The following is a 24644-nucleotide window of genomic DNA, read 5'->3' on the forward strand; positions in this document are numbered from 1 at the left end:
CGAACGCGCGGGGACGACGAGAATCCCGGCCGCCAGCGGGTGCTGACGGCCGGGTCGGTGTGGGTCTACTGGTTGAGCGCCTCGTGCACCTTCCCGACCATCTTGGCGCCGGGATTCACGAGCGTCTTGTCGCCCTCTTCCTTCCATTTCGACGGGCAGACCTCGTTCGTCTTCCGTCCCAGGTACACGTTCGCCTTGAACTTGCGCATCAGCTCGTCGATGTTCCGGCCAAGGTTGTAGAAATTGACTTCGCTGTTGAGCAGCACGCCTTCGGGATTGATCACAAAGGTGCCGCGAAGCGCCAGTCCGGTTGCCTCGTCGTAGACACCGAACATCCTCGAGAGCCTCCCCGTCGGGTCGGCCCCCATCGGGTATTTCACGGCCGCGAGTTCCTTCTCGTTCTTCTTCCAGGCCAGGTGCACGAACTGCGTGTCGGTGCTGACCGTGACCACGTCACATCCCATCTTCGCGAACCGATCCTGCTGCTCTGCCAGAGCAGCGAATTCGGTCGCTCAAACGAATGTGAAGTCGGCTGGGTAGAAGAACAGGATTGTCCAACGCTTGTTGGCGATCTGCCCGGCCAGGGAGAAGCTCCCGAAGTCGTCCTTGATCGGATCGTACGTCGTCAGCTCGAAGTCGGGCACCTTCTGCCCGAGCTTGAGCCCCGTCTGGGTCACAGCGCTTTCGGCCACAGGCCCTCCTGGAAACACGATGGACCGACCGACGGACGGCTGAGTCCGTCTCGCGTAGAATACCATCATCTGCTCTTGGTCCGAGGAGCGCGTGCATGCCGTCTGCGCTGTCGGCCGTTATGTCGAAGCTGCCGGAGGTTGGCGTCACCATCTTCACAGTGATGACGCGGCAGGCGGTCGAGCACGGCGCCATCAACCTCGCGCAGGGCTTCCCCGACTTCGACTGCGACCCCGCGCTGGTGGCGGCCGTTCACGCGCACATGAAGCAGGGCAACAACCAGTACGCACCCATGCAGGGTGTCCTTGCGCTCAGGGAGGCCATCGCCGGGAAGATCGCCGCCCAGTACGGCGCGACGTACGACCCGGCCACCGAAATCACCATCACCTCAGGAGCGACAGAAGCGCTCTTCTGCGCCATCGCAACTCGCCTATGCCGAGTTCGTGCGCGCACGAACCAGCTACGAGGACCTCGCGACCTTCTATCAGGGCAAGCGCGACCGCTTCCTCGCGCTGATCGCCGGCTCGCGGTTCAAGCCCATCCCGTGCCGTGGCACCTACTTCCAACTCCTCGACCACGCGGCCACCACCCGTGAGCCCGACCGCGGATTCGCCATGAGGCTGCTCCGCGAGCATCGGGTTGCGTCGATCCCCACGTCGGCATTCCTGCACAACAGCGAGGCGCCGCCCGTCCTTCGATTCTGTTTTGCCAAGAAGGACGGGACGCTGGAGCAAGCTGCCGCGAGACTCTGCCGGGTCTGACGCCCACTCGATTTTCGTTGCGCCGGATTCCAAAAAACTGCGACGATAAGAGGTTATGACTTCATCACTCTCAAAGTGTTCACTCGTCGTATTCGTGCTCGTGTCTGCATGCGCGCTCTGCTTCCCCCACGCGGTGCTGGCGCAGCAGCCGGCCGCCGCGTCGCAGTCGCCGGCCGTCACCGCGGCGGATGTCGTGACTCCGCCCGCCGATGCTCAGAAGACCGCGTCCGGGCTCGCCTTCAAGGTGGTGACCCCCGGCAGCGGTTCGGTCAAGCCGACCGACACCGATCTGGTCAAGGTCGCGTTCAATGGCTGGACGAAGGACGGCAAGTCGTTCAGCGGGCCGCCGCCCGTCCGACCGATGCAGATGAGCCAAATCATCCTGCCCGGACTCTCTGAAGGCCTGAAGCTGATGACGACCGGCCAGAAGACCAAGCTGTGGTTGCCGGAGAAGCTGGCATTTGGCGGCGCGGCCGGCAAGCCGGCGGGTCCGATCCTGCTCGAGGTCGTTCTGCTCGACATCGTCGCGGCACCGGCGACGCCCGCAGACGTGGCAACGCCGCCGGCCGATGCGCAGAAGACCAAGTCGGGCCTGACCTACAAGACGCTCAAGGCTGGCAACGGCAACGACCACCCCGCGAAGAGCAGCACCGTCACCGTGCACTACTCGGGCTGGACGACAGACGGCAAGATGTTCGACAGCTCGGTCGTCAAGGGTGCGCCGTCGAAGTTCCCGCTGGACAAGGTCATCGCCGGTTGGACGGAAGGCGTGCAACTCATGGTGCCCGGCCAGGCTTGCCGATTCTGGGTCCCGGAGAAGCTGGCGTACCAGGGCCAGGAAGGCCGCCCGAAGGGGATGCTCGTGTTCGACGTCGAGCTCATCTCCATCGACGCCAAGTAGAAATCGCAGGGACGCGGCAGCAACCGGCGCGGTTGGAGCCCGTGCCGCCCCGCGTCCCTTCATCCTCCCCACGGTCACGCGTTCCGCCAATCCGCCTTTCTCCCAGTCCGCCGTCATTCTCGCTCTTTGGCGGCACCGCAGTTCCAGCACACCTCGAACTGCCCCTCCACGTGTTCCTGGCACCGTGAGCACTTCCACGGGGCCATTGCCATCTCGATCGTGGGTGCGGGCCCCTCGTCGCGAAGACCCGCCTGACCGCCGAAGTCCCGGACGACCTGCTCGGCGCGCTGCAGGTCGGTGCGGGATACGACGACCTTCACCGCGTCCAATCCCGCGGCAGACAGCGCGGGCGCCTCGAGCCACCCCATCTGTTCGTCCTTGAGGAACGCCAGGATGCCAGCGTTCTCGAGCAGTTCCTGGATCTGGCCCGCCTGCCATGACGCCCCGGCGTACACCTCGACGGCATCGTCTTGTGGGTCCATGGCCGCTATTGTAATGCCGGCACCGGATCCTCGGCGACGTGCCGGGAGTCCGGGATGTCGGGCCGCAAGGGCCGCGGATGGCGCGTTGATTTCCGCGGGAAACGGAGACATGATGATTCGCTATCCTGCTGGCACCGCGCTTGCTCAAAGAAAGGTCAGCGGCCCATCGCCCGAACGTCCTGTCAGCCGATGGGGGCCGGCTGGCGGGATCAACGGCGATGGGCTCTTGTCGTCTATGGTGATCTCGTCTCCCGTTTCGGACGCCGTCCACTCCGCACAGGTCGTTGCAACCATCGGACCTGCCTCCCGTTCGTCGGTGCGTTCGCTGGCCGACGCGGGCGCCACCAGGTTCCGCATCAACGCGTCGCACCTCGACGGTGCCGAACTTGCCAGCCTCCTGAGCCTTGCGCACGATGCCTGCCCCGAGGTTCCCCTCGTTGTGGATCTGCAGGGCGCGAAGATGCGGCTCGGCCTGCGTGTCGCTCGCCGGGTCACCGCGGGCGAACGCGTGCGTTTCTCATCGAAGGCCGACGCGGAGGTCCCACTTCCCCATCCCGAGATCTACGGACAGGTGGCACAAGGCGACACGCTGACGGTCGATGACGGGAGGATGCGCTTCGAGGTCATCGAGGCGGGGCAGGAGTGGCTGGACGCTCGTGCCCTGTGCGATGGTCAACTCCTGCCGAGAAAGGGCGTCAACGTCGAGCAGCACCCCATCAGGCTGCGCAGGCTGAGCGAGCGCGACCGCGACGCCTGCCGCGTCGCGAGCCAGCACGGCGTACGCGCGCTCGCGTTCTCGTTCATGCTGGACGGAAGCGAGAGCGAGTGGCTGCGACAGGCGGTGCCGGGTTGCCGCGTCATCGGGAAGATCGAGCGCGGCGAGGCGGCCAGGGACTCCGCGACGATCGCCGCGCGCGTGGATGAGATCTGGATCTGCCGAGGCGATCTCGGGGCTCAACTCGGGCCGGCGGCGCTCGCGTCGTTCGTGGGCGCACTGGATCCCCGTCAGTTGCCGGTGCCGGTGCTCATGGCCGGACAGGTGCTCGAACACCTCACGGAACATCGAGAGCCTACGCGCTCCGAGGTGTGCCACCTGTTCGATCTGGTCTCGCGAGGCTATGCCGGCATCGTCCTGTCGGATGAGACCGCGGTCGGCAACGATCCGGTTCACGCCGTCTCCACCGCCGCCGCGCTCCTTGATTCATTCCGCCCCTGACGCGACGTCCACCGTTTGTAGACGGCACATCTCCAAGACAGAGTTCGCCCGGGCTCGCGAGCCCAGCGAACCCTGTGCCGGAGTGCTTCGAGTGCTACCGAGAACGCGGGCCGGCCGGGGCCGCTGCCGGGAGCGGCTTGCGCGGCAGCAACTGCTCGCGGTTGGCCGCCTGGTATACGAACGACGCCACGATGACCGCATTCCGCATCATGTCGGTCGACTCAATCCGTTCGTAGGTATCCATGTTCGTGTGATAGGTGCGACCGTACTGCACAGGGTCCTGGATGAACTGGAACCCTGGCAGCCCCACCGCATCGAACGACAAGTGATCCGTGCCGCCCGTGTTTCGGATCGCCAGCGTTGTCATTCCCATGTTTCGGAACGGCTCCATCCACTGGGCGAAGATGGGCGCCACCGCCTCGTTGCCCTGGAGATACACGCCACGCGCGGTGCCCGTACCGTTGTCGATGTTGAAGTAGGCCGCGAACTTCCCATGCTCCGGCTTGAGCGCCATCGTCTCGCGGTCCGCGAAGTGATCCTTCACGTAGGCGCGCGATCCGAGCAGCCCCTGCTCCTCCCCGTCCCAGAGCGCGATGCGCACGGTCCGCCGCAGCTTCACGCCCGTCGCCTTCAGGATCCGGACCGCCTCCATCATCGTGACGAATCCGGCCGCGTTGTCGGCTGCGCCCGTCCCGCCGTGCCAGGAATCCCAGTGCCCACCGAGCATCACAACCTCAGTCGCCTTGTCCGTTCCAGGAATCTCCGCGACGATGTTGAGAGCCTGCGCGTCGTCGTGGAACGTGTTCTGCACGTTCATCTCGATCGTGACCGGGATCTTCTTCTCCAAGGTCCGGTAGATCCGGTTGTAGTGTTCCGGGGTCAGCGACACCTGGCAGGCCACCGGCGCAGCCTTCGGATCCTGGGATCCGCCGCTGCCGACACCGACCGTGCCGGCTTCCCCGCGGCTCGCATCGAGAACGGCAACAGCGCCCTCTTCGAGGTAGAACGTGGCCAGCTTCTGGCGGAACTCGCGGTTCCCTGCTGGACCACCGCCCGGCCGGCGTCCATCCTGACGAGGATCCGGCTGCATCGATACGTTGGCCAGATCGGTATCGGTGAGGCGCTTGGCGATCGGCTCGAACGGTGTCGTCAAATCACGCTTCGGCATCGACAGCACGAACTTCCCTTTGAGCTGCCCCTTGAACTTCGCCATGTCCTGCTCGTTCTCGATCACGGCGATGACGGCTTCAGCCGTCACCGCACCGTTCGTGCCCGGCGTCCAGGCCTTCGGCTGGCCGATGAGCACGTACGGCTGACCGGAGACGACGTGCGCCGAAAAACGCTCGTTGCTCCACCCTCGGCCGAAGTTCGGCACCGGTTCTGTGTGGAAGTTCACCAGCCCCCATCCGGTGAACGTCTTCTGGGCCCAGTCCACGAACGCCTTCCGATACGGCGACCCCGTCAGCCGCGGGCCGTAGACGTCGGTTGCGTAGCTCATCAGGTCCATGACCTGGGAACGCTGCAGGCCCTCGTCCTTGATGCGGTAGACGGCATCGTAGTCCACGCGCTCCGGACTCACGGCCATCTGAGCCGCGACGGGCACAACCAGGACGACAACGAGCGCGAGCAACATCAGCAGCCGGCGGGACGGACGCCCGCTCGGAACCAGTCGGTTCATGGCGACTCCTGGAAATGTGAACGAAAAAGGGAGACCGAGGGCATCCTCTATTACGACGGACCCGCCGCCCGCATTTACCGGACCGGAGAGGCGAAGTCAAGGCGCCGCACGCGCAGATGGATGCCCGCTCCTCTTGGCGGGCGCACTTACCGCGCGGCCGATGGGGAGTTCGAGGCAGGCGCAGGTGCACCGCCCGCAGCAGCCTGGGCCCGGTAGATGAAGGCGAGGACTTCCGCAACCACGAGGTACAACTCAGGAGGAATGTACTGGTCGACGTCGAGCCGCGAGAGCACGTCCACGAGCGCCGGGTCCTTGTGCACCGGAATGCCGTGCTCCGCCGCGATCGCCAGGATCGTATCGGCGATGAGGCCCTGCCCCTTCGCCACCACGCGCGGCGCGAGATCCTCGCCGCGCTCGTACCGCAGCGCGGCGGCGCGGTTCCGGCGCTTACGATCATCGGTCATACTGGCTCGTCCTCACACCCGGATGTTCACCACGGAGCCTCCCGGCAGCGGCCTCGGCTCGATGGCAGATCCGCCGGCACGATGCACCCGCGCGACATCGACGCACACGTCGAGCGACACCGACTTGAACAGCGCCCCCAGCTTCATCGCCAGGCCGTCGAGCCCGCCGAGCAGTACCGTACGGGTCGAATCGCGTTCGACGAAGAACACCCCGTCGAGAGTCCCCGCCTGCCATCTGGCATTTGCCTCGATTGGCCCCAGGGTTTCGGACGGCACCAGGACGCTGATGCTGACCGGCGCTGCCTGGCCCGGAGTGCCCTCCGCATCGCGGTCCCGGTGCACGAACACCCTGGCACGGGCTTCCTCGCCCGGGAGCTGGATCGGGACTTCGAACGACGCCGCACCTTCGGTGATCCAGCGATAGGCGAACGCCACCTGCTGTGCCAGCAGGCTGCCGGCGAGCGCTTCGTTCGCCGGCCCGGCCAACTGCGCAGCCGCCTGGCCGCCCTGACTCTCGCTCGTCGCGATGGCAGTGGAGAGCTTGCCGAGCAGCACCTTCAGATCGTCCTGCAGTGCGGCCAGTGCCTGCTCAGCGGGCAATGGCGGAGTTCCAGTCAGCGCCGACCAGAGATGCGACTCGAACAGAACTCCGCTGTTCTGCAGCCACACCCGAAGCGCCGCGACGATCGTCTCCCGGTCGCCCAACGGAAACACGGGTTGAGCCAGGCGAGCGAGCGCATCGGCCAGTTGCGGCTGCAAGGCCGGGTTTCCGGCCTCTGTCATCGCGGCGAGCGCGCGCAGGAGTCCGACCACGTCCGGGGTGGGAGTCCTCAGCCCCCGCGACGATATCGCGTTCAGCAGCGCCGCCAGCCCATAGCTCTCTCCGCCTTTCTGAGACGCTGGCTGCTGCAGTAGTTGTTGTTCGAGGCGCAGTTCGATTGAGTCGCCGGTCTTCATGACCTCGACCGAGATGTCCTGTCCCGGCGATAGCGGCAGTTTGGCGTCCGCAATCACCCGGCGGTTGCCGAACGCCAGCAAGAACCGATTGTCGGCCAACGCCTGCAACACCTGGCCGGTCAGATGCTGCCCGACGACGAACGCGTCCGACAGCGTCGTCGTGTCGGCCAGCAGAGCCCGGAGCAGCGTCGGGTCGATTCGGCTGATTTCCATGGTCACCGCGGCAGGGTCCAACGACCCGCGCTACAACTGCACCTCTCCCAGCCAGCGCGGCAATTCCTCGAGCGTCCTGAGCCTGATCGTCGCACCAGAGAAATCCTGCCCGGCGGTCGAACCACAGGGCACGACGACGCACGGCATGCCAGCCGCCGATGCCGCGCAGAGCCCGTTGAAGGAATCCTCGATGACCAGGCAGTCGGCAGGCGCAAGGCCGAGGCGCCGGGCCGCCTCCAGGAAGATGTCGGGAGCCGGTTTCCCGCAAGCTACGTCATGGCCCGACACGATCAACTCGAACGACGCCTTCAATCCCAACTGGTCCAGCGTGGTCGCGATGATCGCGGGTGCCGACGATGACGCGAGTGCCAGGCGAATCCCCTTTTGACGGAGAGTCCGCAACACATCAGGCACGCCTGTCATCGGCCCGAGTCGTCCGGGCAAAAGGGCCACGACACGGTCAATCCAGGCGCGGGCCAGATCGCCCTCGCTCGCAGCCAACCCGTAGCGCGCCTTCAGAATACGGAACACCTCGCGATCCGTGCATCCGTAGAAGTTCTCCTCGTGCTGCAGCGGATAGTCGACGCCGTGATCGGCCAACAGGCAACGGACGGCCTCGAGATGGACGGGCTCGGAATCGACCAGCACCCCGTCCATGTCGAAGATGATCGCCGCCGGTCGAGTCACCGGCGGCTGGAATCGGGATGGAATCGTCATGTCAGCTCGCTCCCGCGCCGGAGCGTCCTGTCGCGTGCTGGGGCACCCAGCCACTTGCGTACCGAGTCCCAAGGAAGAGTTCGAGTGCCGCGCCATAGCTCCGCACGCCCTGTTCCACGTGGTTGGCGAGCAGATACCGGTCGTAGAGCCACCACGCAGGACGCTGGAGTAGCGGCCAGATCCGCGCCTCTCGTCTGCCCATCGCCCGCACGTCGTCGCGTGGGCCCTTCTCCAGCGTTTGCACGAGCGCGGTCCGTTCTGCGGGTGTGACGGCCCCGAGCAGGTGCAGCAGCAGGACCAGGTCTCCGCTGTACTCCGCGGCCGGCGGCCCCTGGAGACAGGTCAGCCAGCCAACGAAGTTTGCCTCCGATTCGTCCGCATAGCCTGCCAGGTGCGCCCACTCGTGCGCCGCCACAAAGGCACGCTCGAACGGCAACAACGACTGATCGACGACGACTTCGAGCGCGAACGGGTTGGTGACGCCCGAGACGCCGGCCCGCTCCAGATACAGCGTCAGGACCGAACGCTTCGGTACTCCAGGTACTGCGGGGTCTACGGCCGCCAGTTGCCGCTGGACACGCCCAAACGCGGGACCGAGCACCGTCGGCAACGCATCCCATTGGGCAGCCGCGCCACCCCGAGCGGCGTGGTACAGCGCGTTGACACGGGAGAGCACCTGTTCGGCCATCGCGCGCGCCGACACCGGGGTGACGCGCTGCCTCGAGAAGTCGAGGCGAGTCCGGAGCGGTTCGCGTCGGTAGTTGAGGCCCCAGAACCCGATGAACACGAGATAGACCACCGACAGAACCGGAAGCACGCGGACGACCAGGCGCCACATCGCCTGCAGGGTGCCCACTTCTCTGCGGTCACGAATCATCCAGACGCCCGTCGTCACCAGTCCAGCGACGAGCACCAGCAACAGGGCGTCGGTCACGGCAAACGGACAGGCGTTGGACCAGGAGGTGAGGGCGTGCTGAATCGACAGGTAGATCCGCTCGGAGTAGCCGAACTCGACCCAGGACGCGGGCCACGGTACGAGCGCCACCGCGAGCGCCATCAGAACGAGACCGGCGCGGAGAGTCCGCAACATGGGCGGCCGCCCCTCCGCCTAGGACCTTCGCAACAACTTGGAGAACGCCGCCGACATCGCGGTCTCGGCCGCCGGGCTCTTCGGCGCGGGTTGCTGGTACTGAGCGGGCGCCGGCCTGCGCCTCGGGCCGGCCTTCTGGGCATTCGCGCCGGGCTCGCGCGGCGCTCGCGGTCCCTGCGGTCGCACGAAGGGCGCCGGCTTCTTCTCGAATCGCATCGTGAGCGCGATCCGTTTTCGCTCCATGTCCACTTCGAGCACCTTGACGCGGACGATATCGCCGGCCTTCACGACCTCGTGGGGATCCTTGACGAAGCGGTCCGCCAGGCGTGACACGTGCACGAGGCCATCCTGGTGCACGCCGATATCCACGAACGCGCCGAACGTGGCCACGTTGGTGACGACTCCCTCGAGCACCATGCCCGGAGTCAGATCGGCAATGTCGTCAACGCCCTCCTTGAACGACGCGATGCGGAACGGCGGCCGCGGATCCTGTGCCGGCGCACGTAGTTCGGACAGGATGTCGCTGATCGTCGGAAGGCCCACGCAGTCGTCGGTGTACGCTTCGGGTACGACCGCCTGGAGCGCCTCGTCGTTGCCGATCAACTCGACGACGGGCCGCGCAACGGCCTGCGCCATCCGTTCGACGATCGAATACGCCTCGGGATGGATGCGCGTCGTGTCGAGTACCTGGTCGCCGGCCGCGATGCGGACGAATCCGGCCGCCTGCTCGAAGATGCGCTCGGTGACTCCCGGCACACGGCGCAGTTCCTCGCGCGTCCGGAAGGGGCCGCCCGTTGCGCGCACGGCTACGATGTTGTCGGCGAGGCGATGGTTGAGCCCCGGCACGCGACCGAGCAGCGCCGGGCTTGCGGTATTGAGATCGATGCCAACCTCGCTCACGCAGTCCTCGACGACGGCGATCAGCGCGCCGGACAGATGGGCCTGGTTGACATCGTGCTGATACTGCCCGACACCGATTGTCCGCGGCTCGATCTTCGCGAGTTCGGCGAGCGGATCCTGCAGTCGATGGGCGACGCTCACCGCGGCGCGCAACGACACCTCCACCGTCGCCACCTCGCGGGACGCCAGGCGCGACGAGGCGTACGCCGAGGCGCCGGCCTCGGACACAATGACCTTGTTGAACTTCAGTTCGGGTCGCCGCTTCGCGACGTCGGAGAGCAGCCGGTCGGTTTCGCGCGATCCGGTGCCGTTCCCGATGCCAACGAGCTCGACCGCGTACTTCTCCATCAGGCCAATCAGCGCGTCGGCAGACTGGTCCCACTCGTTCTTCGGCTGATGGGGAAAGAGCGTCGCCGTCTCGAGCACGACGCCCGCAGGATCGGCGACCGCCACTTTCACGCCAGTCCTGAGTCCCGGGTCGAGCCCCATCACCACGCGAGGCCCGGCCGGCGCCGCCATCAGAAGGTCACGCAGACTGCGCGCGTAGAGGTGAATAGCCTCACGCTCGGCCTGGTCGCGCAGCCAACCTTCGATCTCGACCTGCACATACGGGAAGATCTTCATCTTCCACGCGCGCCGAATCGCGTCGACGAGCCATGCATCTCCGGGATGCCCCTCGGCGTGGACGCCGAACCGCTCCGCGATCATCTGCTCCGGCACACCAGGCGGCTCACGCACCGGTTCGTGGCGCGGTGCGACCTGCGCCGGCTCGCCGGCATCTCCGGCATCTCCAGCCGGCTCGACTCGGTCGGCTACCGGCTCGACGCCGTCGCTTGCCGGTTCGACTCGGTCGGCTACCGGCTCGACGCCGTCGGCCGCCGGTTCGTCGACCGGTGCCGCGGCGCCTTCGGAAACCAGGGTCGGCACGTCGTCTCCGACCGCCGGCATCTCTGTCGTCGGCGCTGTCCGCGCCGCCTCCGCTGGGACGGCAGTCGCTCCCGGAGGCGGCGCCAGCAGCAGTGACAGGCGGAGCACGCCTTCCTTGCGTCCGCGGAACAGCGCAAGCACACGGTTGGACGGCAGGCTCTTCGCGGGCTCGTTGAAGGCGAAGTACTCGGCGAACTTCGCGCCCTTTTCTTGTTTGCCCTCGACGACCTTCGATTGCAGCGTGGCATGGTCGAGCACGTACCGCCGGATGGCGTCGAGCAGTTGCGGATCTTCAGAGAAGCGCTCGAGGAGGATCCACCGGGCGCCGTCGAGTGCCACAAGCCGGTCGCCAACACCCCTCTCGGCGTTGATGAACCGCTCCGCTTCCTGATCGGGTGACAGATCGTGCCGGCTGAGCAGTAGATCGGCCAGCGGCTCCAGCCCCGCCTCGCGCGCCTGATTTGCGCGGCTCTTCCTCTTCTGCTTGAACGGCAGGTAGAGATCCTCGAGGCGCGCCCGGCTGTCGGCGACGGCAATCGCCGTCTGCAACTCGGGGGTCAGCTTCCCCTGGTCCCCGATCGCCTTCAGAATGAATGCGCGCCGTTCGTCCAGTTCTCGAACCTGGTGGACGCGATCCTCGATCGTCCGAAGGCGGGCCAGATCGAGCCCCCCCGTCGCCTCCTTGCGGTACCGGGCCAGGAACGGCGTCGTGCCCCCCTCGCCCAGCAGACGCAGTACGGCCTCGACCTGCTCTTCGTGCACCCCAAGTTCCCCGGCAATCCGTCGAACGGTCGTCTCCATAGAACAACAATCCTCGCCACGCGACCCTACATCCTAACAAACTTCCGGCGTTTGAATGGCGTTTTTCACCCGAGCTGATTCCGCACGGCCAGAAAGTAGACCACGAGCAGCGCGGCCATCACGTACGACAACCACCGCACGTCGCGCGCACGGCCGCTGAGCAGCTTGACGACCGGGTAGCTGACAAAGCCCAGCGCCAGGCCGTCGGCAATCGAATAGCACAACGGGATGCCGACGATCGTCAGGAAGACCGGGACCGCCTCGGACATGTCGTCCCAGTCGATCTTCCGCGCGTTCTGGATCATCAGCGTTCCCACCAATACCAGGGCCGGCGCGGTGATCGGCGGGTAGCTGCCGATCATCCGCACCAGCGGCCCGACCAGCAACGCGCCGATGAACAGCAGGCCGGTGACGATGGCGGTCAACCCGGTTCGGCCGCCGGCGGCGACGCCGGCCGCGCTCTCGATGTAGCACGTCATCGTGCTGGTCCCCAGGCACGCGCCCGCCGTGATGCCCGTCGCATCAACGAGCAGCGCGCGGTTCGCCCTCGGCAACCGGTTCTGCTCGAGCAACCCGGCTTGTTCAGCGACCCCGACGAGGGTACCGACGGTGTCGAACAGGCCCATGAAGACGAACACGATGATGAACGGGACCAGCGCGGGTTGCAGCGCAGAGCGCACGTCCATCGCCAAGAAGGCCGTTTGCTGAACGGCCGGCAATCCGAAGACGCCGTTGAATTGGATCCGGCCCAGGGCAAACGCCAGCCCGGCCCCTGCCAGGATTCCCCACAACAGCCCGCCTCTCACCCGGCGCGCCAGCAGGACCGCGGAGACCACGAGGCCCAATCCGAACACCGCAACATCGGGTGAGCCCATCTGCGGGTTGAGGCCCACGAGCGTCCCCGGCTTCCCCACCACCAGACTGCCGTTTCGGAGTCCGATGAATGCGATGAACAGCCCGATCCCCACGGCAATGCCGTTGCGCATGCTCGGACTGATCGCGTCGATCACGGCCTCCCGCAACCGCACCAGCGTCAGCAGGATGAACACCAGCCCGGAGAGGAACACTATGCCGAGCGCGGTCTGCCAGGGGTGTGGCAGACCCAGGTGGGCCAGGCTCATCACCACCGTGACGAAGAAGAAGTTCTCCCCCATTCCGGGTGCGAGCGCGATTGGATAGTCGGCCACCAGGCCCATCAGAACCGACGCGAGCGCGGACGCCAGACATGTCGCGACGAGCACCGCGCCGAAATCGAGACCCGTGGGCTTTCCGCTGAGATCGACCGACAACACGGCCGGCTGCACGAAGACGATGTATGCCATCGTCAGGAACGTCGTGACGCCGGCGAGGACTTCCGTACGCACGTTGGTGCCGCGCGCGGACAGGCGAAAGAGACGGTCGAGCACGGGCACTCCTTGAGAGAACGGCCGATCGCCGACGAGGACGTGCCCATTCTGTGCCGGCAGCGACGCAGAGGCAAGACACGGGGCGGAGTGAGGGAGTTTTCACTTTGCGCGACGAGCAGCGTCTGCTAGGCTAAAGGAGAGTGCACATCTCCATGCCAGCTCGTTCAGCGCCACGAGTCGATCGAACCCGCCAGTTCATTCGCTCCCTCGCAGACGTGACAGTCTGAGCAGCCAAGAGTTGAGCCTCATCACCACTCGTTCCAACTGGATGACCGGCCGTACGGACGCGAGGGCCGGCACGCGCGTCAGCGAGACAAGGAGCAACGGACATGGGTCGGAAGCTGTACGTTGGGAACCTGCCGTACCAGATTGGGGAAGCAGAGCTGCAGGAACTGTTCGGCCAGGCGGGCTCGGTCGACTCTGTGCGTGTGATGCGCGACATGGCCACGGGCCAGGCGCGCGGTTTCGCATTCGTCGAGATGGCCACTGACGAAGAGGCCCAGAAGGCGGCGACGCAGCTCAACGGACACTCCCTGGGCGGGCGGGCGCTGACGGTCAACGAGGCGCGACCCAAGCCTGAGCGGACCGGAGGGTTCGGTGGCCCCGGCGGCGACCGTGGCGGATTCGGCGGCGGCGATGGCGGCCGTCGCGAACCTCGTTGGTAGATCTCTTCCGACCTGGCTCGATCAACCAAGGCCACGCGGTACCCGCGGGTGCCTCGGCCCGTTTCTCCGTTTCTTGCTCAACAGAGGTACTAGTGAACACTCGCATCGCCATTCTCTTGCTGGCGCTCACGGCAGTTGCGGCCTGTCAGAAAGCCACGCCGAAGGCCTCGACGCCAGGAGCGACGACCGCACAGACGCCCGCCGCGGCCGCCGGCCAGGCGCCACCTGCTGTCGCGGGAGCCCCCGGTGGCCCGGCAGCACCCGCCGTGAAGCCCGTGCCGGCGCAGCTCCCTGACGTGCTCGCGCGCGTCAATGGCGAGACGATCAGCAAGCCCGAGTTCGAGCGCGCGTTGAGGAACCTCGAGGCGCAGGCCGGAGGGCCCGTGCCCCCGGAGCGCCGCGACGCCATCCTCCGTCAGTTGCTCGATCAGATCGTCGCGCTCAAGCTGCTTGCGCAGGAATCAACCGCTCGGAAGGTGGCGGTTGCCGATACCGAGGTGGATGCGCGGGTCAACCAGGTGAAGGGCCAGTTCCCCAACGAGCCGGCCTTCACAGCGGCATTGGCCGAGCGGCAGATGACGCCTGAGAAGCTGAAGGCCGACATACGCCAGCAGATGCAGGCCATGAAACTCGTCGACACCGAGGTCGCACCGACCGTCACGGTGGGCGATGCGGACATCGCGACCTTCTACCAGCAGAACCCCGACAAGTTCCAGCAGCCAGAAGCCGTGCATGCAGCGCACATCCTGATTCGGCTTCCAGAAAAGGCCGACGACGCGGCCAAGAAGAAGGCCCGGGCAGATGCCGACAAGGTTCTGGCGCAGGCGAAGAAGGCGGCCGATTTCGCGGCGCTGGCCAAGCAGTACTCGCAGGACTCGGGCAGCGCCGTCAACGGCGGCGACCTCGGGTTCGTCGCCAAGGGCCAGACCGTCCCGGCGTTCGAGCAGGCGGCCTTCGGCCTCAAGCCCGGTCAACTCAGCGGCATCGTGGAGACGCCGTTCGGCTTCCACATCATCAAGTCGTTCGAGCACCGCTCCGCGCGTACGATCCCACTGCAGGAAGCAAAGGCCGACGTCACCCAGTTTCTGAAGCAGCAACAGATGCAGGAAAAGACCAACGCCTTCATCGAGAAGCTGAAGGCCAAGGCGAAGGTGCAGATCCTGATCTAGTCAGAATTGAGAATTGAGGCTGCCCAGTCCCTACCTCTTGTAGCCAATCTTCCGCAGGAACTCCCGCCGCCACGTTCGGTCGGACTCGGATTCCACCCCTCTCGGTGACGAGCCGTCGATCACCCCCACAATTCCCCGTCCCTGGGGAGTCTCCGCAACCACCACTTCCAGCGGATTGGCCGTTGCACAGAAGATGCGACAGACCTCCGGACAGTCCTTGATGCGGCTCAGCACGTTGATCGGATACGCCTTCCGGAGGAACAGCACGAACATGTGTCCGGCCCCAATCGCCTGGGCCGTCTCGATGGCCAACGACTGCAGCGACTGGTCGTTGCCGTCCGCACGGATGAGACACGGCCCGGAGGCCTCGTTGAAAGCGAGTCCGAACTCGGCCCCCGGCACGGTCGTGACCATGATCTCGTACAGGTCCTCGACCGTCTTGATGAAATGGGTCTGCCCGAGGATCACGTTCGTATCCTGCGGAATAGCCACTGCGACGCTCTTCAGCTCCATGCGTCACCTCCGTCGGCGATTCAGCTGTCGCCTGCGCACTGATCTTATACCCGGCGTTCGACTGCGCGGACGATGGGGCCGCGCGTCGGCCTCCCGGCCCGCGTGTCGATCCGATTCGGCTCCGGACTACGGCTGGACGAGGCGATCGACCTGCCTGGCCCACGTCGGCACGGAGGTGTGGATGGCGCGCCCGGCGAACGACGCACGGACCCGAGCGAGTTCAGGGACCTTCCGCTGGGCGATCGCGTAGTGGCGGTACCGCTGTTCGGACTGCAGCACGTCATCACTCAGGTAGACCGGCTCGCGACGGAAGTTGAGGGCCAGGAGCCCGCGGTTGATGACACCGACGGCGGCCTCGAGCGACGAGGCCGACAATCGATCGGCGGTCGGCGACGCGGCCCCGCCCGAGTCCATGGCCAGACGGAATGCGTAGGTCGCGCGTCCACCGCTGGAAGTCGCCTCCCATGCCAGGTGCGAGGCACGCACAGAGCCGGCCGTCGCGATCGGGAAGAAGAACCAGTAGAGCACTTCGAGGCCATCGCCGAGATCGATGATCGCGTCGGCTGGATGACCATCCACATCGCTCGCCGCGCTTTCGGCTGATCCCTCCTCGGCATCCGGTGGGCAGTCTTCGTTCGCCGTCACGTCGGATTCCTCCCCACGGGGATCCCTCCGGACGATCTTGAAGCCGGCAAACCAGCCCTCGCCGGCGCTCCGTTTCGCCAGCGCATGCAGATAGGGCCGCAGCTTCGAGTCCACCACCTTCTCGAGCAGCACCGATTCGGTGAGCAGATGGATGGCGCGGAGCCGCTCGATGGGCGCGCTGTGTCCCTCTCGCATCACCGTGGACAGCCGGCGAAACTGGTCGGGCGTGAGGAACGGGAAGAGCGCGCGCAGCGTTCGCGCGCTGCGCTCGTTCAGAACCGTCACCCGATTCCGAATCCGGTCCGCAAGCTCGCCGGTGCGCTTGGCCAACCGGCCGATCGTGAGGCGCTCGTCACCGCAAGTCACCACAACCGCGTAGTCGCGCCCGTTGAACTCCACCGCATCAACGTCGGCCAGCCGCCACTGCAGGCCGACCGCCGCGTCAGGAAGCACCGCGAGGTTGCTCTCGTAGAGCCGAACCTGGGCGGGTCCGCCGCACTCGCGCGACTGCGACTCGAGATGTACCTGCCCATCGAACCGCGCGACCTCGTTGAGGTCGCTCACGAGAAGACACTGCACCAGGCGATCGCGATACGCCGCGAGCATCTGGCGTTCCAGATCCTGGAAGGCCTTCGCGAAGTGCGTGAGCCTGAGCTCGGTGCCGGTGTAGAGCGACAACCGCAACTCGTAGTCCGCCGTCGTGAATCGGTCGATGTCACCGAGGTCGAAGGCGGTCGACGGACCGGCACCCGGCACGAGGGTCAGCGTGCTCTCATCGAAGGAGACCTGGCAGGGGCCGTCCTGCACGGCTCCCTGGCCAGGGACGAGATACGCGAATCGACCGGAGAAGGACGGCATGACAGGCGTCCGCGACCGGAACTAGCCGGCCTTCTGTCCGCACTCGGGACAGAATCGCGCCCTGGCTTCCATCTTCGTCCCGCAGCGCGGGCACTCGTTCTTCGGGCGCAAGGCCTTGCCGCATTCGGGGCAGAACTTCGCGCCTTCCGTACGTGCGCCGCAGGCCGGACACAAGGCGGACGCATCGCTCGTGAGGTCGAGGTCCTTGGTGAGGTCCTGCTGCGCGACCTTCTCGCGGATCTGCTGCGCAGTCGACTGGGCCTGCGCGGCGGCGATCTCGGTCTCCACGTCGGGCGCGCACTCGTAGCACAGGTTCCGCGCTTCGTTCCAGCAGGTGGCCTTGCACACCCAGTGGGCGCACTTCGGGCACTGCCGGAAATGTGGCTTCGTCTCCTCGACCGAGTCACGGAACGCCTTGTCGTGCGCCGGGCCCTGGATCGCCCGCTCGATTTCGTAACTGCCCGCGCTCGCCGAGCCGAAGACGCCGCCGAAGACGTCCCCGGCCGCGCGGAGAAAGCTCGTCGCGTAGCCCGCCGCCGACGGCTTGAATTCCGACATGAATCCGTTGCCGCAGCGGTCGCAGAAGAACTCGAACTGGTAGCCCTTGTCGGTGGAATGATCGGTGTGGTTGCGTGTGAACTGAATCAGGCTCATGTCTACTCCCCGTCCGGACGAACGCAGGTCGGCACGTCGAGCCGAGTCTGCGATTCTATGACAAGAGGGTCACTCCATCAACGTCCGCGGTCCCATCACTCGGAGTGCAGGGCTTCGACGGGGTCGAGGCGGGCGGCCTTGATGGCGGGGTAGACACCGAAGACGAGACCGACCGACACGGACACGAGAAACGCGAGCAGGATCGAGCCGAGCGTGACGATGGTGGACCAGCCGGCGAGCCAGGCAATGAGGCGCGACATCCCCACACCGAACAGAATCCCCAGCACCCCGCCCACGAACGAAATCAGAATCGTCTCGACCAGGAACTGACGGACGATGTCACCGCGTCGCGCGCCGACGGCGCGGCGAGTCCCGATTTCGCGGGTCCGCTCGAGGATCGTCGCGAGCATGATGTTCATGATTCCGATCCCGCCGACGAGCAGGGAGATGGAAGCAAGCGCGACCATCACCATGTCGAAGACCCGCTGCGTGCGCCGTTGCTGGGCGAGCAACTCCGCCGGCACGATGACCGAGAAGTCATCGGCCTGTCCGTGGGCGACGCTCAGGATGCCACGGACGACGGTCGCCGTCGCGACGGGATCGGCCGTCGGCTGCATCTGCATGTAGATGCCGTCAATCTCGTCTCGCAAGTACGAATAGGAATCCTCCGTGCGGAGCACCGCCGCTGCCAGCGGTACATAGACCAGGTTGTTGCGGTCCTGCGCCGGTACGCCGGCCACATCGGTCTGTGCGCTGACTTGGGGCTCGACGACCCCAATCACGCGATACCACTGCTCATTGGCCTTCAGATACTCACCGACCGCCTCGCCTGCCCCGAACAGGCTCACGCGCACCGACTGCCCCAGCACGCACACCGCCGCCGCGCGGTCCATGTCGGTGGCGTCGAAAAACCGCCCTTCGGTCAGTCGAAGCCTGGCGATCTCCTGATAGCGGGCGTCCACGCCGTACACCGTCGGCATCTCGCCTTGCGGCCTCGGCAGCATCTTCGACGGCGCGAACTTCTTTCGCGCCGTGGAGGCCGCGATCTGATCGACATTGGCGCGGATCACGCGCAGGTCCTGGAACGACAGGCCTGCCGACCGCTTCCGCACCCGGTCGAGCGCCTGCCGGTCACCCGCTTCGCGCGCCTCCACAATCAGGTTCCGGACTCCGAGGTCCTCGATGAACGCCATCACCTGCTGCTGCGCACCTGCACCAATCGACAACATCGAGACGACGGCGGCCACACCGAAGATCATGCCAAGCATCGTCAGCAACGAGCGAAGCTTGTGAAGCAGCAGGCTCTCGAGGCCGAGTTTCAGATCCGGCGCCGCGTGGAACAATCGGGCGGCCGTCATCGACGCCCCCCCTGCGCCGCCGGAACCGGCGCCGCGGCAGCCTTGCCCGCGGTCTTCGCCCGGGCTTCGGGATCGATGAGCGCCACTTCGGTTCCCTGTGCCAGGCCTTCGACGACCGCCCGACTCTCCGTCCGGAACGCAATCTTCACCGTCCGAGGCTCGAACCCGTGCGCCCCGCGGGCATAGACCACGGGTTTGCCGCCCTTCTCGTACAACGCCTGACGCGGCACGTACAGGGCGCCCTTCAGTTGCTGACCACTGATCACGATCTCCGCCGACAGTCCGGGCCGTAGGCGCGGATCGCGCCCGGTGAGGACGAGCGTCGCGTCGAACTTGCGTCGCACGTCGTTGTCGAAGAAGAACCCGCGGACTGCCATGCCGCTGATCGTCCTGATGGTGGCCGGAAACGTCCCCCCCGGCAGACCGTCCACGCGCACTTCGGCCTTCTGCCCGGGCGACAGATTCGCCCGATCGGCCTCGTTGATCTTCGTCTGGAGTTCGAGCGTTCCGGTGTCGTGGACATCCGCGATGCTCCGGCCCGACCACACCATGTCGCCGGCGCGGTATTCCGGCAGCGACATTCCCGAGTAGAACATGCCGCCGGACGCGTCCATGTTCTGCCGGAGCACGACCACACCGTCGAGTGGGGCGCGAAGCGTCATGTTCTCGATATTCTGGCGCGCCTGCCCCATCGAGACCCGCGCCTTGTCACGCTTGGCTTCCAGCACGGCCGCGGCCGCCCGACTGCTCGACGTCTTCGACTGAACATCCTGCTCCAGTTGAGCGAGCCGTCGCCTGGCCTCTTCGAGGGTGAGTTCGTCCTTCCGCAGTTCAATCGCGCCAAGCAGGTCACGCGCCCCGAGGTCGAGTTCCGCGCGCCTGACTGCAAACCGCGCCTTCAGCGCGGCTACCCGGTCCTGCGCGGCCTGGACGGCCGCCTCCGCCCTGAGCCGGACGAGTTCCTGCTCGGCCTGCTCCAACTCCGATCGACTCTGATCCTGATTGAACTCCTGCTCACTCGGGTCGAACTCCACCAGCACGTCGCCCGCCTTCACCGCGCTTCCCGACGGCACGAGTCGGACGATTTGCAGCGTCCCCGCCACCGCCGGGGCAACGACCATCGCGCTACGCCCCGGCCGAAGTTCCCCGGTGCAGTGTACGCTGAGGTCCAGATCACCCCGGGTGACCTTCACCGTCGGCACCTCATCGGCGGTGAGTCGAAGTTGCCGGACACCCACGCCCCCTGCGAGCGCGAGGACGCTGAGGACGAGGCCGGTCAGCCACCAGCGGCGCTTCACCGTGTCCCCCCTTCTACTGGCAACGTTGGGTCGCGCAGGGCCACGCGATCCCCCTCCGCAACGCCCCCCGTGACAACCACCTGCTCGACATTCCGCCGGTTGACGGTCACAAACCGTTCCTGCCAGCTTCGGCCGGCCCTCACGTACGCCACGGCGCGTCCGCCCTTCTGAAACACCGCCTTCGTGGGTATCACGAGCACCGCCTCCAGTCGCTCGACCGCCACGCGCGCGGTGGCGCTCATCCCGCTTCGAAGACGCGCGTCCGGTTGCACGAGGCGAAGCCGCATTTCGAACTGTTTGGTCGGCGGCCAGCCCTCGAACACCACCTTCGCCAACGTGCTGATGGCGAGGACCGTGGCTTGGAGCTCGCGGTCTGGCAGTGCGTCCACCCGCACGACGGCGGATTGCCCTTCACCGAGCCGGCTGCGATCCGCCTCATCTACCTTGACGACGACTTCGACCGTTGACAGGTCTGGCACTTCGGCGATGCCGGCCCCGGACCATGCCCGATCGCCCTCGCGGAATTCCCGCGTTCCACCCATCATCGGACCACCGGCGCGCCAGTTGTCGAGCAGCGTCACGGTGCCGTCGTCGGGCGCGCGCAGCGTCAACACCAACAGGTCCGATTCGGCCTTCGCGACCTCTGCGGCCGCCTTGTCGCGTTTCTGCCGGCGACTGTCGAGATCCGCCGCGGCTCCTCGACGATTGGCCCCCAGCCGGCTATCGATCTCCTTCAGCCGCCGTTCGGCGTCAGCCAGATCGAGACGGAACTTGTCCGCCTCCACCCGCGAGATGAGGTCTTCGGTCGAGACATCCAACCGAGCGCGCTCAACGTCGTACCGCGCCTTGGTCAGATCGGTGGCGTCCTGCTCTTCCCGCAACCGGGTCTCTCCCCGGACTTTGTCGATCTCCCCCTCGGCCTGCCTGAGCTCCGATCGTTTCTCCTCCAACGTACGCTGCAATGTTGCGGGATCGAACTGCGCGATTACGTCGCCCCGTCGGACGCTCGACCCGTTCTTCACCAGGCTGACGATGCGGAGGTCGCCCGCCAGCGCCGGGGCGGTGGCCACACGCGAACGCAGGGGCCGCACCTCGCCGCGCAGCGTGACTTCGTCGACGAAGGCGCCACGCGCGACCGACGCGGCAGGCACGGACGCCGCCGCACGGTACTGCTGGATCCCGGACCACGCCGCGGCGCCCAGCGTCGTCAGCAACACCAGCCCTACCACGCGCCATCGTCGTCGCGGGTGTCCGTTCACGACGCACCTCGTCCCGCAGCAAGTGTCCCGTAACAGTGGTTCGTTGCCGAAGTCCCGGCGCGCGGCGCCCGGCCGGCAAGGCGCGACGACCGGGAATTCGGTGACAGACTACTGCTACGGGACACTGGCTGCCGCCTGATGCGGGCCCCTTCTTCAAGGCCGGACCGCACGACGGCCTCGACGTCGTTCCACGTGCTCACGTCGACCTGCCGCCTCGCTCCACCCGCCTCGGTGACGAACCAGTGCGCGCCGTCCTTTACCAGGGCGTCTCTCGGCACGACCAGCACGCGATTGACCCGCGCCACCTCGATGTCCACCCCCGCCGACAGGTCCGGCATGAGGCGGGGGTCGTCACCGGACACAGACACGAGGCCGACCATGACCCGCACCCGAGGCGACATGTCGCTGGCGCCGGCCACTGGCGTCAACTGTTCGAGCCGGCCCGGCAGCGAGAAGCCCGCGTACGCGTCGAGCCCGACGCGCGCGGGCATTCCCACCTGCAGCCGGTGCGCGTCCGCCTGGTTGATGCGCGCCCGGACCTGCATTCCCGCACGGCTCACGACCTCGAGGATGGGCACGCCCGGCCGGACCTCTTCGCCTTCCTGCACTTCGCCCATGCGACCGCTTTTCCAGGTGGTCTTCAGCACGACCAGGCCATCGATAGGCGACACGATCGACATCTTCATCGCGTTCGACTCGGCGTGACGAGCCGACGCGAGCGCCCGGTCACGCTGGATCTCGAGGATGCGCAACTCGGCCTTCGCCGCCTGCCGTTTGAGTGCGAACGTGGCGCGCAGCTGTTCGAGTGTGGCGGTCGCCTCCTGGAGCGCCTGTTCGTTCTTCTCCGCCGCGATTCGCGACAGCATCTCGTTCCGCAGGATCTCGAGCCGGGCGCGTTCGACATCGTGCTCTGCCTGCACCAACTCGGTGTCATCCTTTGCGCGCGCCACGTCCTGTTCCGCCTGCTTCTTGCGGATCTGGGCGATGAGGTCGAGGTGGTCCGAGCGACGGTCCTGGGCTGCCTTGAGCTGCGCCTGACGATCGAACTCGACCAGCCGGTCGCCCCGTTTGACCTGGGTGCCGGGCGTGACGAGTTTGGTGACGACCAGCGGGCCTGCGCCGGATCCAGCCATTCGCGGCGCCGAGACGACCCAGGATCGGACGGCCTCCACCGTGCCATGGACCCGAATCGTGGTCACGAAGTCCTTCCGCTGGACCAGCACGCTGCTGGTTGCGCGTGCCCGAGTCTGCGACGGAGCGCGGTCGCAGGCCGACGCGGAAAGCAGGAACAGGACGGACGCAGTCGGAATGAGGGAGGTTACGGGCAGAGAGCCGGCAAATCGGCGCAGTGTGAACACGTCGCTCATTATTGACGTGCCGCATGACGAATTGGTTGGCCCAACCGCCGGGTGCCGCGAGAAATCGTGCAACACCCGGCGTGGCCGGTGCCAGCCGCCCTACAACGGTTCGAACTGGGCCGTGAAGTGGCGCAGGAACTTCGGTGCCGAGGTGATACGGTACCCCCGCAACGTTTCTTTCAGACGTGCGACTTCGAGAACGCCCTCGGCGACGTAGTCAATGTGCGACTGCGTGTAGACGCGGCGCGGAATGGCCAGACGGACCAGATCCATGGCGCCAGGGCTCTCGGTCCCGTCCGGATGCAGGCCGAACATCACCGTCCCGATCTCGACGCCGCGGACTCCGGCCTCGACGTACAACGCGTTGGCCAGCGCGATGCCCGGATACTGCAGGGGCGGAATGTGCGGGAGCAACGCCCGCGCATCGAGATAGATCGCGTGGCCGCCGGACGGACGGATCGCGGGCACACCAGCGGCTGTCAGCTTGTCCCCCAGGTATTCGGTGGAGCGGATGCGATACCGCAGGTACGGCTCCTCCACCACCTCCTCCAGCCCGCGCGCGATGGCTTCCAGGTCGTACCCGGCCAGACCGCCGTACGTCGGGAACCCTTCGGTGAGGATGAGCAGGTTCCTGGCCGCCTCGGCCCAGCGGTCGTCGTTCATCGCGAGGAAGCCGCCGATATTCGCCAGACCGTCCTTCTTCGCCGACATGGTGCAGCCGTCGGCGAGCGAGAACATCTCCTGAGCAATGGCCTTCGGCGTCCGGTCGGCCTGACCCGCTTCACGCAGCTTGATGAAGTAGGCGTTCTCCGCGAACCGGCAGGCATCGAGAAAGAAGGGCTTCTTGTATCGATCGCAGAGCGCGCGGACGCCGCGGAGGTTCTCGAGCGACACCGGTTGGCCACCGCCGGAGTTGTTCGTCACCGTCACCATCACGAGCGGAATCCGGTCGCCGTCCTCGCGAAGGGCCCGCTCCAGCGCAATGAGGTCGATGTTCCCCTTGAAGGGGTGCACGAGCGCCGGCACGCGTCCCTCGGCGATGACGAGATCGCGCGCTTCACACTGCTCCACCTCGATGTTGGCGCGCGTCGTGTCGAAATGGTTGTTGTTCACGACCACCTGACCGGCCTGCAGCATCGTGTGGAACAGGATGTGCTCGGCCGCACGGCCCTGGTGTGTCGGGATCACGTGCTTGAACCCTGTCAAATCACGTACAACCGCCTCGAACCGGTAGAACGACCGGCTCCCGGCGTACGACTCGTCGCCCTGCATCAGGGCGCCCCACTGCGCGGCCGACATCGCGCCCGTCCCTGAGTCGGTGAGCAGATCGATCAGGACGTCCTCGGCCCGAAGCCGGAACACGTTGTACCCCGCGGCGGCGAGGGCAGCCGCACGGTCGTCACGATTGGTGAACTTGATGCCTTCGACCGACTTGATACGAAACGGTTCGATGATCGTGCGGAAATTCATAGGACTGGCACTTTATCGTCGGGGTGGAAGGGGTGTCAAGGACGGGACGGACTACGGGACGGATGAGACGGAGGACAGGTGCCGGAGGTGCTGAGGGTGCTGACGGTGCTGAGGGTGCGGTGCCGAGAGTGCCACAAGTGCTGAGGGTGCGGTGCTCAGGGTGCGGTGCTGAGGGTGCCACAAGTGCTGAGGGT

22 protein-coding genes and 1 pseudogene are annotated in these 24644 nt (G+C 66.3%); 6 read left to right on the forward strand and 17 right to left on the reverse strand.

Going from position 1 to position 24644, the window contains the following annotated elements; all coding sequences use genetic code 11:
* Positions 1-65: 65 nt before the first annotated feature.
* The gene (locus tag VGK32_07060) at positions 66-761 is read right to left on the reverse strand and encodes a peroxiredoxin (GenBank protein HEY3381509.1); all 696 of its coding nucleotides are present in this window, start codon (positions 759-761) and stop codon (positions 66-68) included.
* A 92-nt stretch (positions 762-853) separates the two neighbouring features.
* Here VGK32_07060 and VGK32_07065 point away from each other — a divergent pair.
* From VGK32_07065 to VGK32_07075, 3 genes and pseudogenes are all read left to right on the forward strand, one after another.
* A pseudogene (locus tag VGK32_07065) lies at positions 854-1054 on the forward strand (aminotransferase class I/II-fold pyridoxal phosphate-dependent enzyme).
* 79 nt (positions 1055-1133) lie between these two features.
* A complete protein-coding gene (locus tag VGK32_07070) occupies positions 1134-1451 on the forward strand; it encodes an aminotransferase class I/II-fold pyridoxal phosphate-dependent enzyme (protein HEY3381510.1) in 318 nt (105 codons plus the stop codon).
* 55 nt (positions 1452-1506) lie between these two features.
* The gene (locus VGK32_07075) at positions 1507-2352 is read left to right on the forward strand and encodes an FKBP-type peptidyl-prolyl cis-trans isomerase (protein HEY3381511.1); all 846 of its coding nucleotides are present in this window, start codon (positions 1507-1509) and stop codon (positions 2350-2352) included.
* A 113-nt stretch (positions 2353-2465) separates the two neighbouring features.
* On the opposite strand, the gene VGK32_07080 is transcribed toward VGK32_07075, so the two are convergent.
* The gene (locus tag VGK32_07080; protein HEY3381512.1) at positions 2466-2834 is read right to left on the reverse strand and encodes a DUF2007 domain-containing protein; all 369 of its coding nucleotides are present in this window, start codon (positions 2832-2834) and stop codon (positions 2466-2468) included.
* A gap of 235 nt (positions 2835-3069) precedes the next feature.
* On the opposite strand from VGK32_07080, the gene VGK32_07085 reads away from it, so the two are divergent.
* Positions 3070-4050, forward strand: coding sequence for a pyruvate kinase (locus tag VGK32_07085; protein HEY3381513.1), 981 nt, complete (start codon positions 3070-3072; stop codon positions 4048-4050).
* A gap of 94 nt (positions 4051-4144) precedes the next feature.
* Here VGK32_07085 and VGK32_07090 read toward each other — a convergent pair whose 3' ends face one another.
* The 7 genes from VGK32_07090 to VGK32_07120 all read right to left on the reverse strand — a co-directional run bounded on the left by VGK32_07090 (position 4145) and on the right by VGK32_07120 (position 13203).
* Entirely contained in the window at positions 4145-5728 is a 1584-nt protein-coding gene (locus tag VGK32_07090) for a M20/M25/M40 family metallo-hydrolase (GenBank protein HEY3381514.1), read from the reverse strand.
* A 146-nt stretch (positions 5729-5874) separates the two neighbouring features.
* Positions 5875-6192 carry an EscU/YscU/HrcU family type III secretion system export apparatus switch protein gene (locus VGK32_07095; GenBank protein HEY3381515.1) on the reverse strand — a complete coding sequence of 106 codons (318 nt, stop codon included), beginning with the start codon at positions 6190-6192 and terminating at the stop codon, positions 5875-5877.
* Between the two features lie 12 nt (positions 6193-6204).
* Positions 6205-7362, reverse strand: coding sequence for a hypothetical protein (locus VGK32_07100; GenBank protein HEY3381516.1), 1158 nt, complete (start codon positions 7360-7362; stop codon positions 6205-6207).
* 30 nt (positions 7363-7392) lie between these two features.
* Positions 7393-8079 carry an HAD family phosphatase gene (locus VGK32_07105; protein ID HEY3381517.1) on the reverse strand — a complete coding sequence of 229 codons (687 nt, stop codon included), beginning with the start codon at positions 8077-8079 and terminating at the stop codon, positions 7393-7395.
* A 1-nt stretch (position 8080) separates the two neighbouring features.
* Positions 8081-9169: a DUF3810 family protein gene (locus tag VGK32_07110; protein HEY3381518.1), complete on the reverse strand. Its 1089-nt coding sequence runs from the start codon at positions 9167-9169 to the stop codon at positions 8081-8083.
* A gap of 18 nt (positions 9170-9187) precedes the next feature.
* Positions 9188-11797: a Tex-like N-terminal domain-containing protein gene (locus tag VGK32_07115; protein HEY3381519.1), complete on the reverse strand. Its 2610-nt coding sequence runs from the start codon at positions 11795-11797 to the stop codon at positions 9188-9190.
* Between the two features lie 65 nt (positions 11798-11862).
* Entirely contained in the window at positions 11863-13203 is a 1341-nt protein-coding gene (locus VGK32_07120; protein ID HEY3381520.1) for an NCS2 family permease, read from the reverse strand.
* A 329-nt stretch (positions 13204-13532) separates the two neighbouring features.
* Between VGK32_07120 and VGK32_07125 the strand changes: the two genes are divergently transcribed.
* Together VGK32_07125 and VGK32_07130 are read left to right on the forward strand one after the other, a co-directional pair.
* On the forward strand, positions 13533-13868 hold the full coding sequence (locus VGK32_07125; GenBank protein ID HEY3381521.1) for an RNA-binding protein: 336 nt from the start codon (positions 13533-13535) through the stop codon (positions 13866-13868).
* A gap of 92 nt (positions 13869-13960) precedes the next feature.
* Positions 13961-15037: a peptidylprolyl isomerase gene (locus tag VGK32_07130; protein ID HEY3381522.1), complete on the forward strand. Its 1077-nt coding sequence runs from the start codon at positions 13961-13963 to the stop codon at positions 15035-15037.
* Between the two features lie 30 nt (positions 15038-15067).
* Here the strand turns inward: VGK32_07130 and VGK32_07135 are convergent, their stop codons facing one another.
* From VGK32_07135 to VGK32_07170, 8 genes are all read right to left on the reverse strand, one after another.
* Complete coding sequence (locus VGK32_07135) at positions 15068-15550, reverse strand: adenosine-specific kinase (protein ID HEY3381523.1); 483 nt, start codon at positions 15548-15550, stop codon at positions 15068-15070.
* 126 nt (positions 15551-15676) lie between these two features.
* Positions 15677-17053 (reverse strand): hypothetical protein, encoded by a 1377-nt coding sequence (locus tag VGK32_07140; GenBank protein HEY3381524.1) that lies wholly within the window; start codon positions 17051-17053, stop codon positions 15677-15679.
* A 21-nt stretch (positions 17054-17074) separates the two neighbouring features.
* Complete coding sequence (locus VGK32_07145) at positions 17075-17707, reverse strand: zinc ribbon domain-containing protein (GenBank protein ID HEY3381525.1); 633 nt, start codon at positions 17705-17707, stop codon at positions 17075-17077.
* Positions 17708-17802: 95 nt separating this feature from the next.
* The gene (locus VGK32_07150; protein HEY3381526.1) at positions 17803-19065 is read right to left on the reverse strand and encodes an ABC transporter permease; all 1263 of its coding nucleotides are present in this window, start codon (positions 19063-19065) and stop codon (positions 17803-17805) included.
* Positions 19062-20363 (reverse strand): HlyD family efflux transporter periplasmic adaptor subunit, encoded by a 1302-nt coding sequence (locus tag VGK32_07155; protein ID HEY3381527.1) that lies wholly within the window; start codon positions 20361-20363, stop codon positions 19062-19064. Before VGK32_07155 ends, VGK32_07150 begins: the two co-directional genes overlap by 4 nt.
* Entirely contained in the window at positions 20360-21622 is a 1263-nt protein-coding gene (locus tag VGK32_07160) for an efflux RND transporter periplasmic adaptor subunit (protein ID HEY3381528.1), read from the reverse strand. Before VGK32_07160 ends, VGK32_07155 begins: the two co-directional genes overlap by 4 nt.
* Positions 21619-22821 carry an HlyD family efflux transporter periplasmic adaptor subunit gene (locus tag VGK32_07165; GenBank protein ID HEY3381529.1) on the reverse strand — a complete coding sequence of 401 codons (1203 nt, stop codon included), beginning with the start codon at positions 22819-22821 and terminating at the stop codon, positions 21619-21621. Before VGK32_07165 ends, VGK32_07160 begins: the two co-directional genes overlap by 4 nt.
* A gap of 258 nt (positions 22822-23079) precedes the next feature.
* The gene (locus VGK32_07170; protein ID HEY3381530.1) at positions 23080-24450 is read right to left on the reverse strand and encodes a tryptophanase; all 1371 of its coding nucleotides are present in this window, start codon (positions 24448-24450) and stop codon (positions 23080-23082) included.
* Between the last annotated feature and the right edge of the window lie 194 nt (positions 24451-24644).

It is taken from the genome of Vicinamibacterales bacterium, from assembly GCA_036504215.1.
Lineage (GTDB): Bacteria > Acidobacteriota > Vicinamibacteria > Vicinamibacterales > Fen-181 > FEN-299.

Coding starts and splice junctions, on each gene's coding strand:
- VGK32_07075 (HEY3381511.1), top strand. CDS start 1,507: ATGACTTCATCACTCTCAAAGTGTTCACTCGTCGTATTCGTGCTCGTG.
- VGK32_07080 (HEY3381512.1), bottom strand. CDS start 2,834: ATGGACCCACAAGACGATGCCGTCGAGGTGTACGCCGGGGCGTCATGG.
- VGK32_07085 (HEY3381513.1), top strand. CDS start 3,070: ATGGTGATCTCGTCTCCCGTTTCGGACGCCGTCCACTCCGCACAGGTC.
- VGK32_07090 (HEY3381514.1), bottom strand. CDS start 5,728: ATGAACCGACTGGTTCCGAGCGGGCGTCCGTCCCGCCGGCTGCTGATG.
- VGK32_07095 (HEY3381515.1), bottom strand. CDS start 6,192: ATGACCGATGATCGTAAGCGCCGGAACCGCGCCGCCGCGCTGCGGTAC.
- VGK32_07100 (HEY3381516.1), bottom strand. CDS start 7,362: ATGGAAATCAGCCGAATCGACCCGACGCTGCTCCGGGCTCTGCTGGCC.
- VGK32_07105 (HEY3381517.1), bottom strand. CDS start 8,079: ATGACGATTCCATCCCGATTCCAGCCGCCGGTGACTCGACCGGCGGCG.
- VGK32_07110 (HEY3381518.1), bottom strand. CDS start 9,169: ATGTTGCGGACTCTCCGCGCCGGTCTCGTTCTGATGGCGCTCGCGGTG.
- VGK32_07115 (HEY3381519.1), bottom strand. CDS start 11,797: ATGGAGACGACCGTTCGACGGATTGCCGGGGAACTTGGGGTGCACGAA.
- VGK32_07125 (HEY3381521.1), top strand. CDS start 13,533: ATGGGTCGGAAGCTGTACGTTGGGAACCTGCCGTACCAGATTGGGGAA.
- VGK32_07135 (HEY3381523.1), bottom strand. CDS start 15,550: ATGGAGCTGAAGAGCGTCGCAGTGGCTATTCCGCAGGATACGAACGTG.
- VGK32_07140 (HEY3381524.1), bottom strand. CDS start 17,053: ATGCCGTCCTTCTCCGGTCGATTCGCGTATCTCGTCCCTGGCCAGGGA.
- VGK32_07145 (HEY3381525.1), bottom strand. CDS start 17,707: ATGAGCCTGATTCAGTTCACACGCAACCACACCGATCATTCCACCGAC.
- VGK32_07150 (HEY3381526.1), bottom strand. CDS start 19,065: ATGACGGCCGCCCGATTGTTCCACGCGGCGCCGGATCTGAAACTCGGC.
- VGK32_07170 (HEY3381530.1), bottom strand. CDS start 24,450: ATGAATTTCCGCACGATCATCGAACCGTTTCGTATCAAGTCGGTCGAA.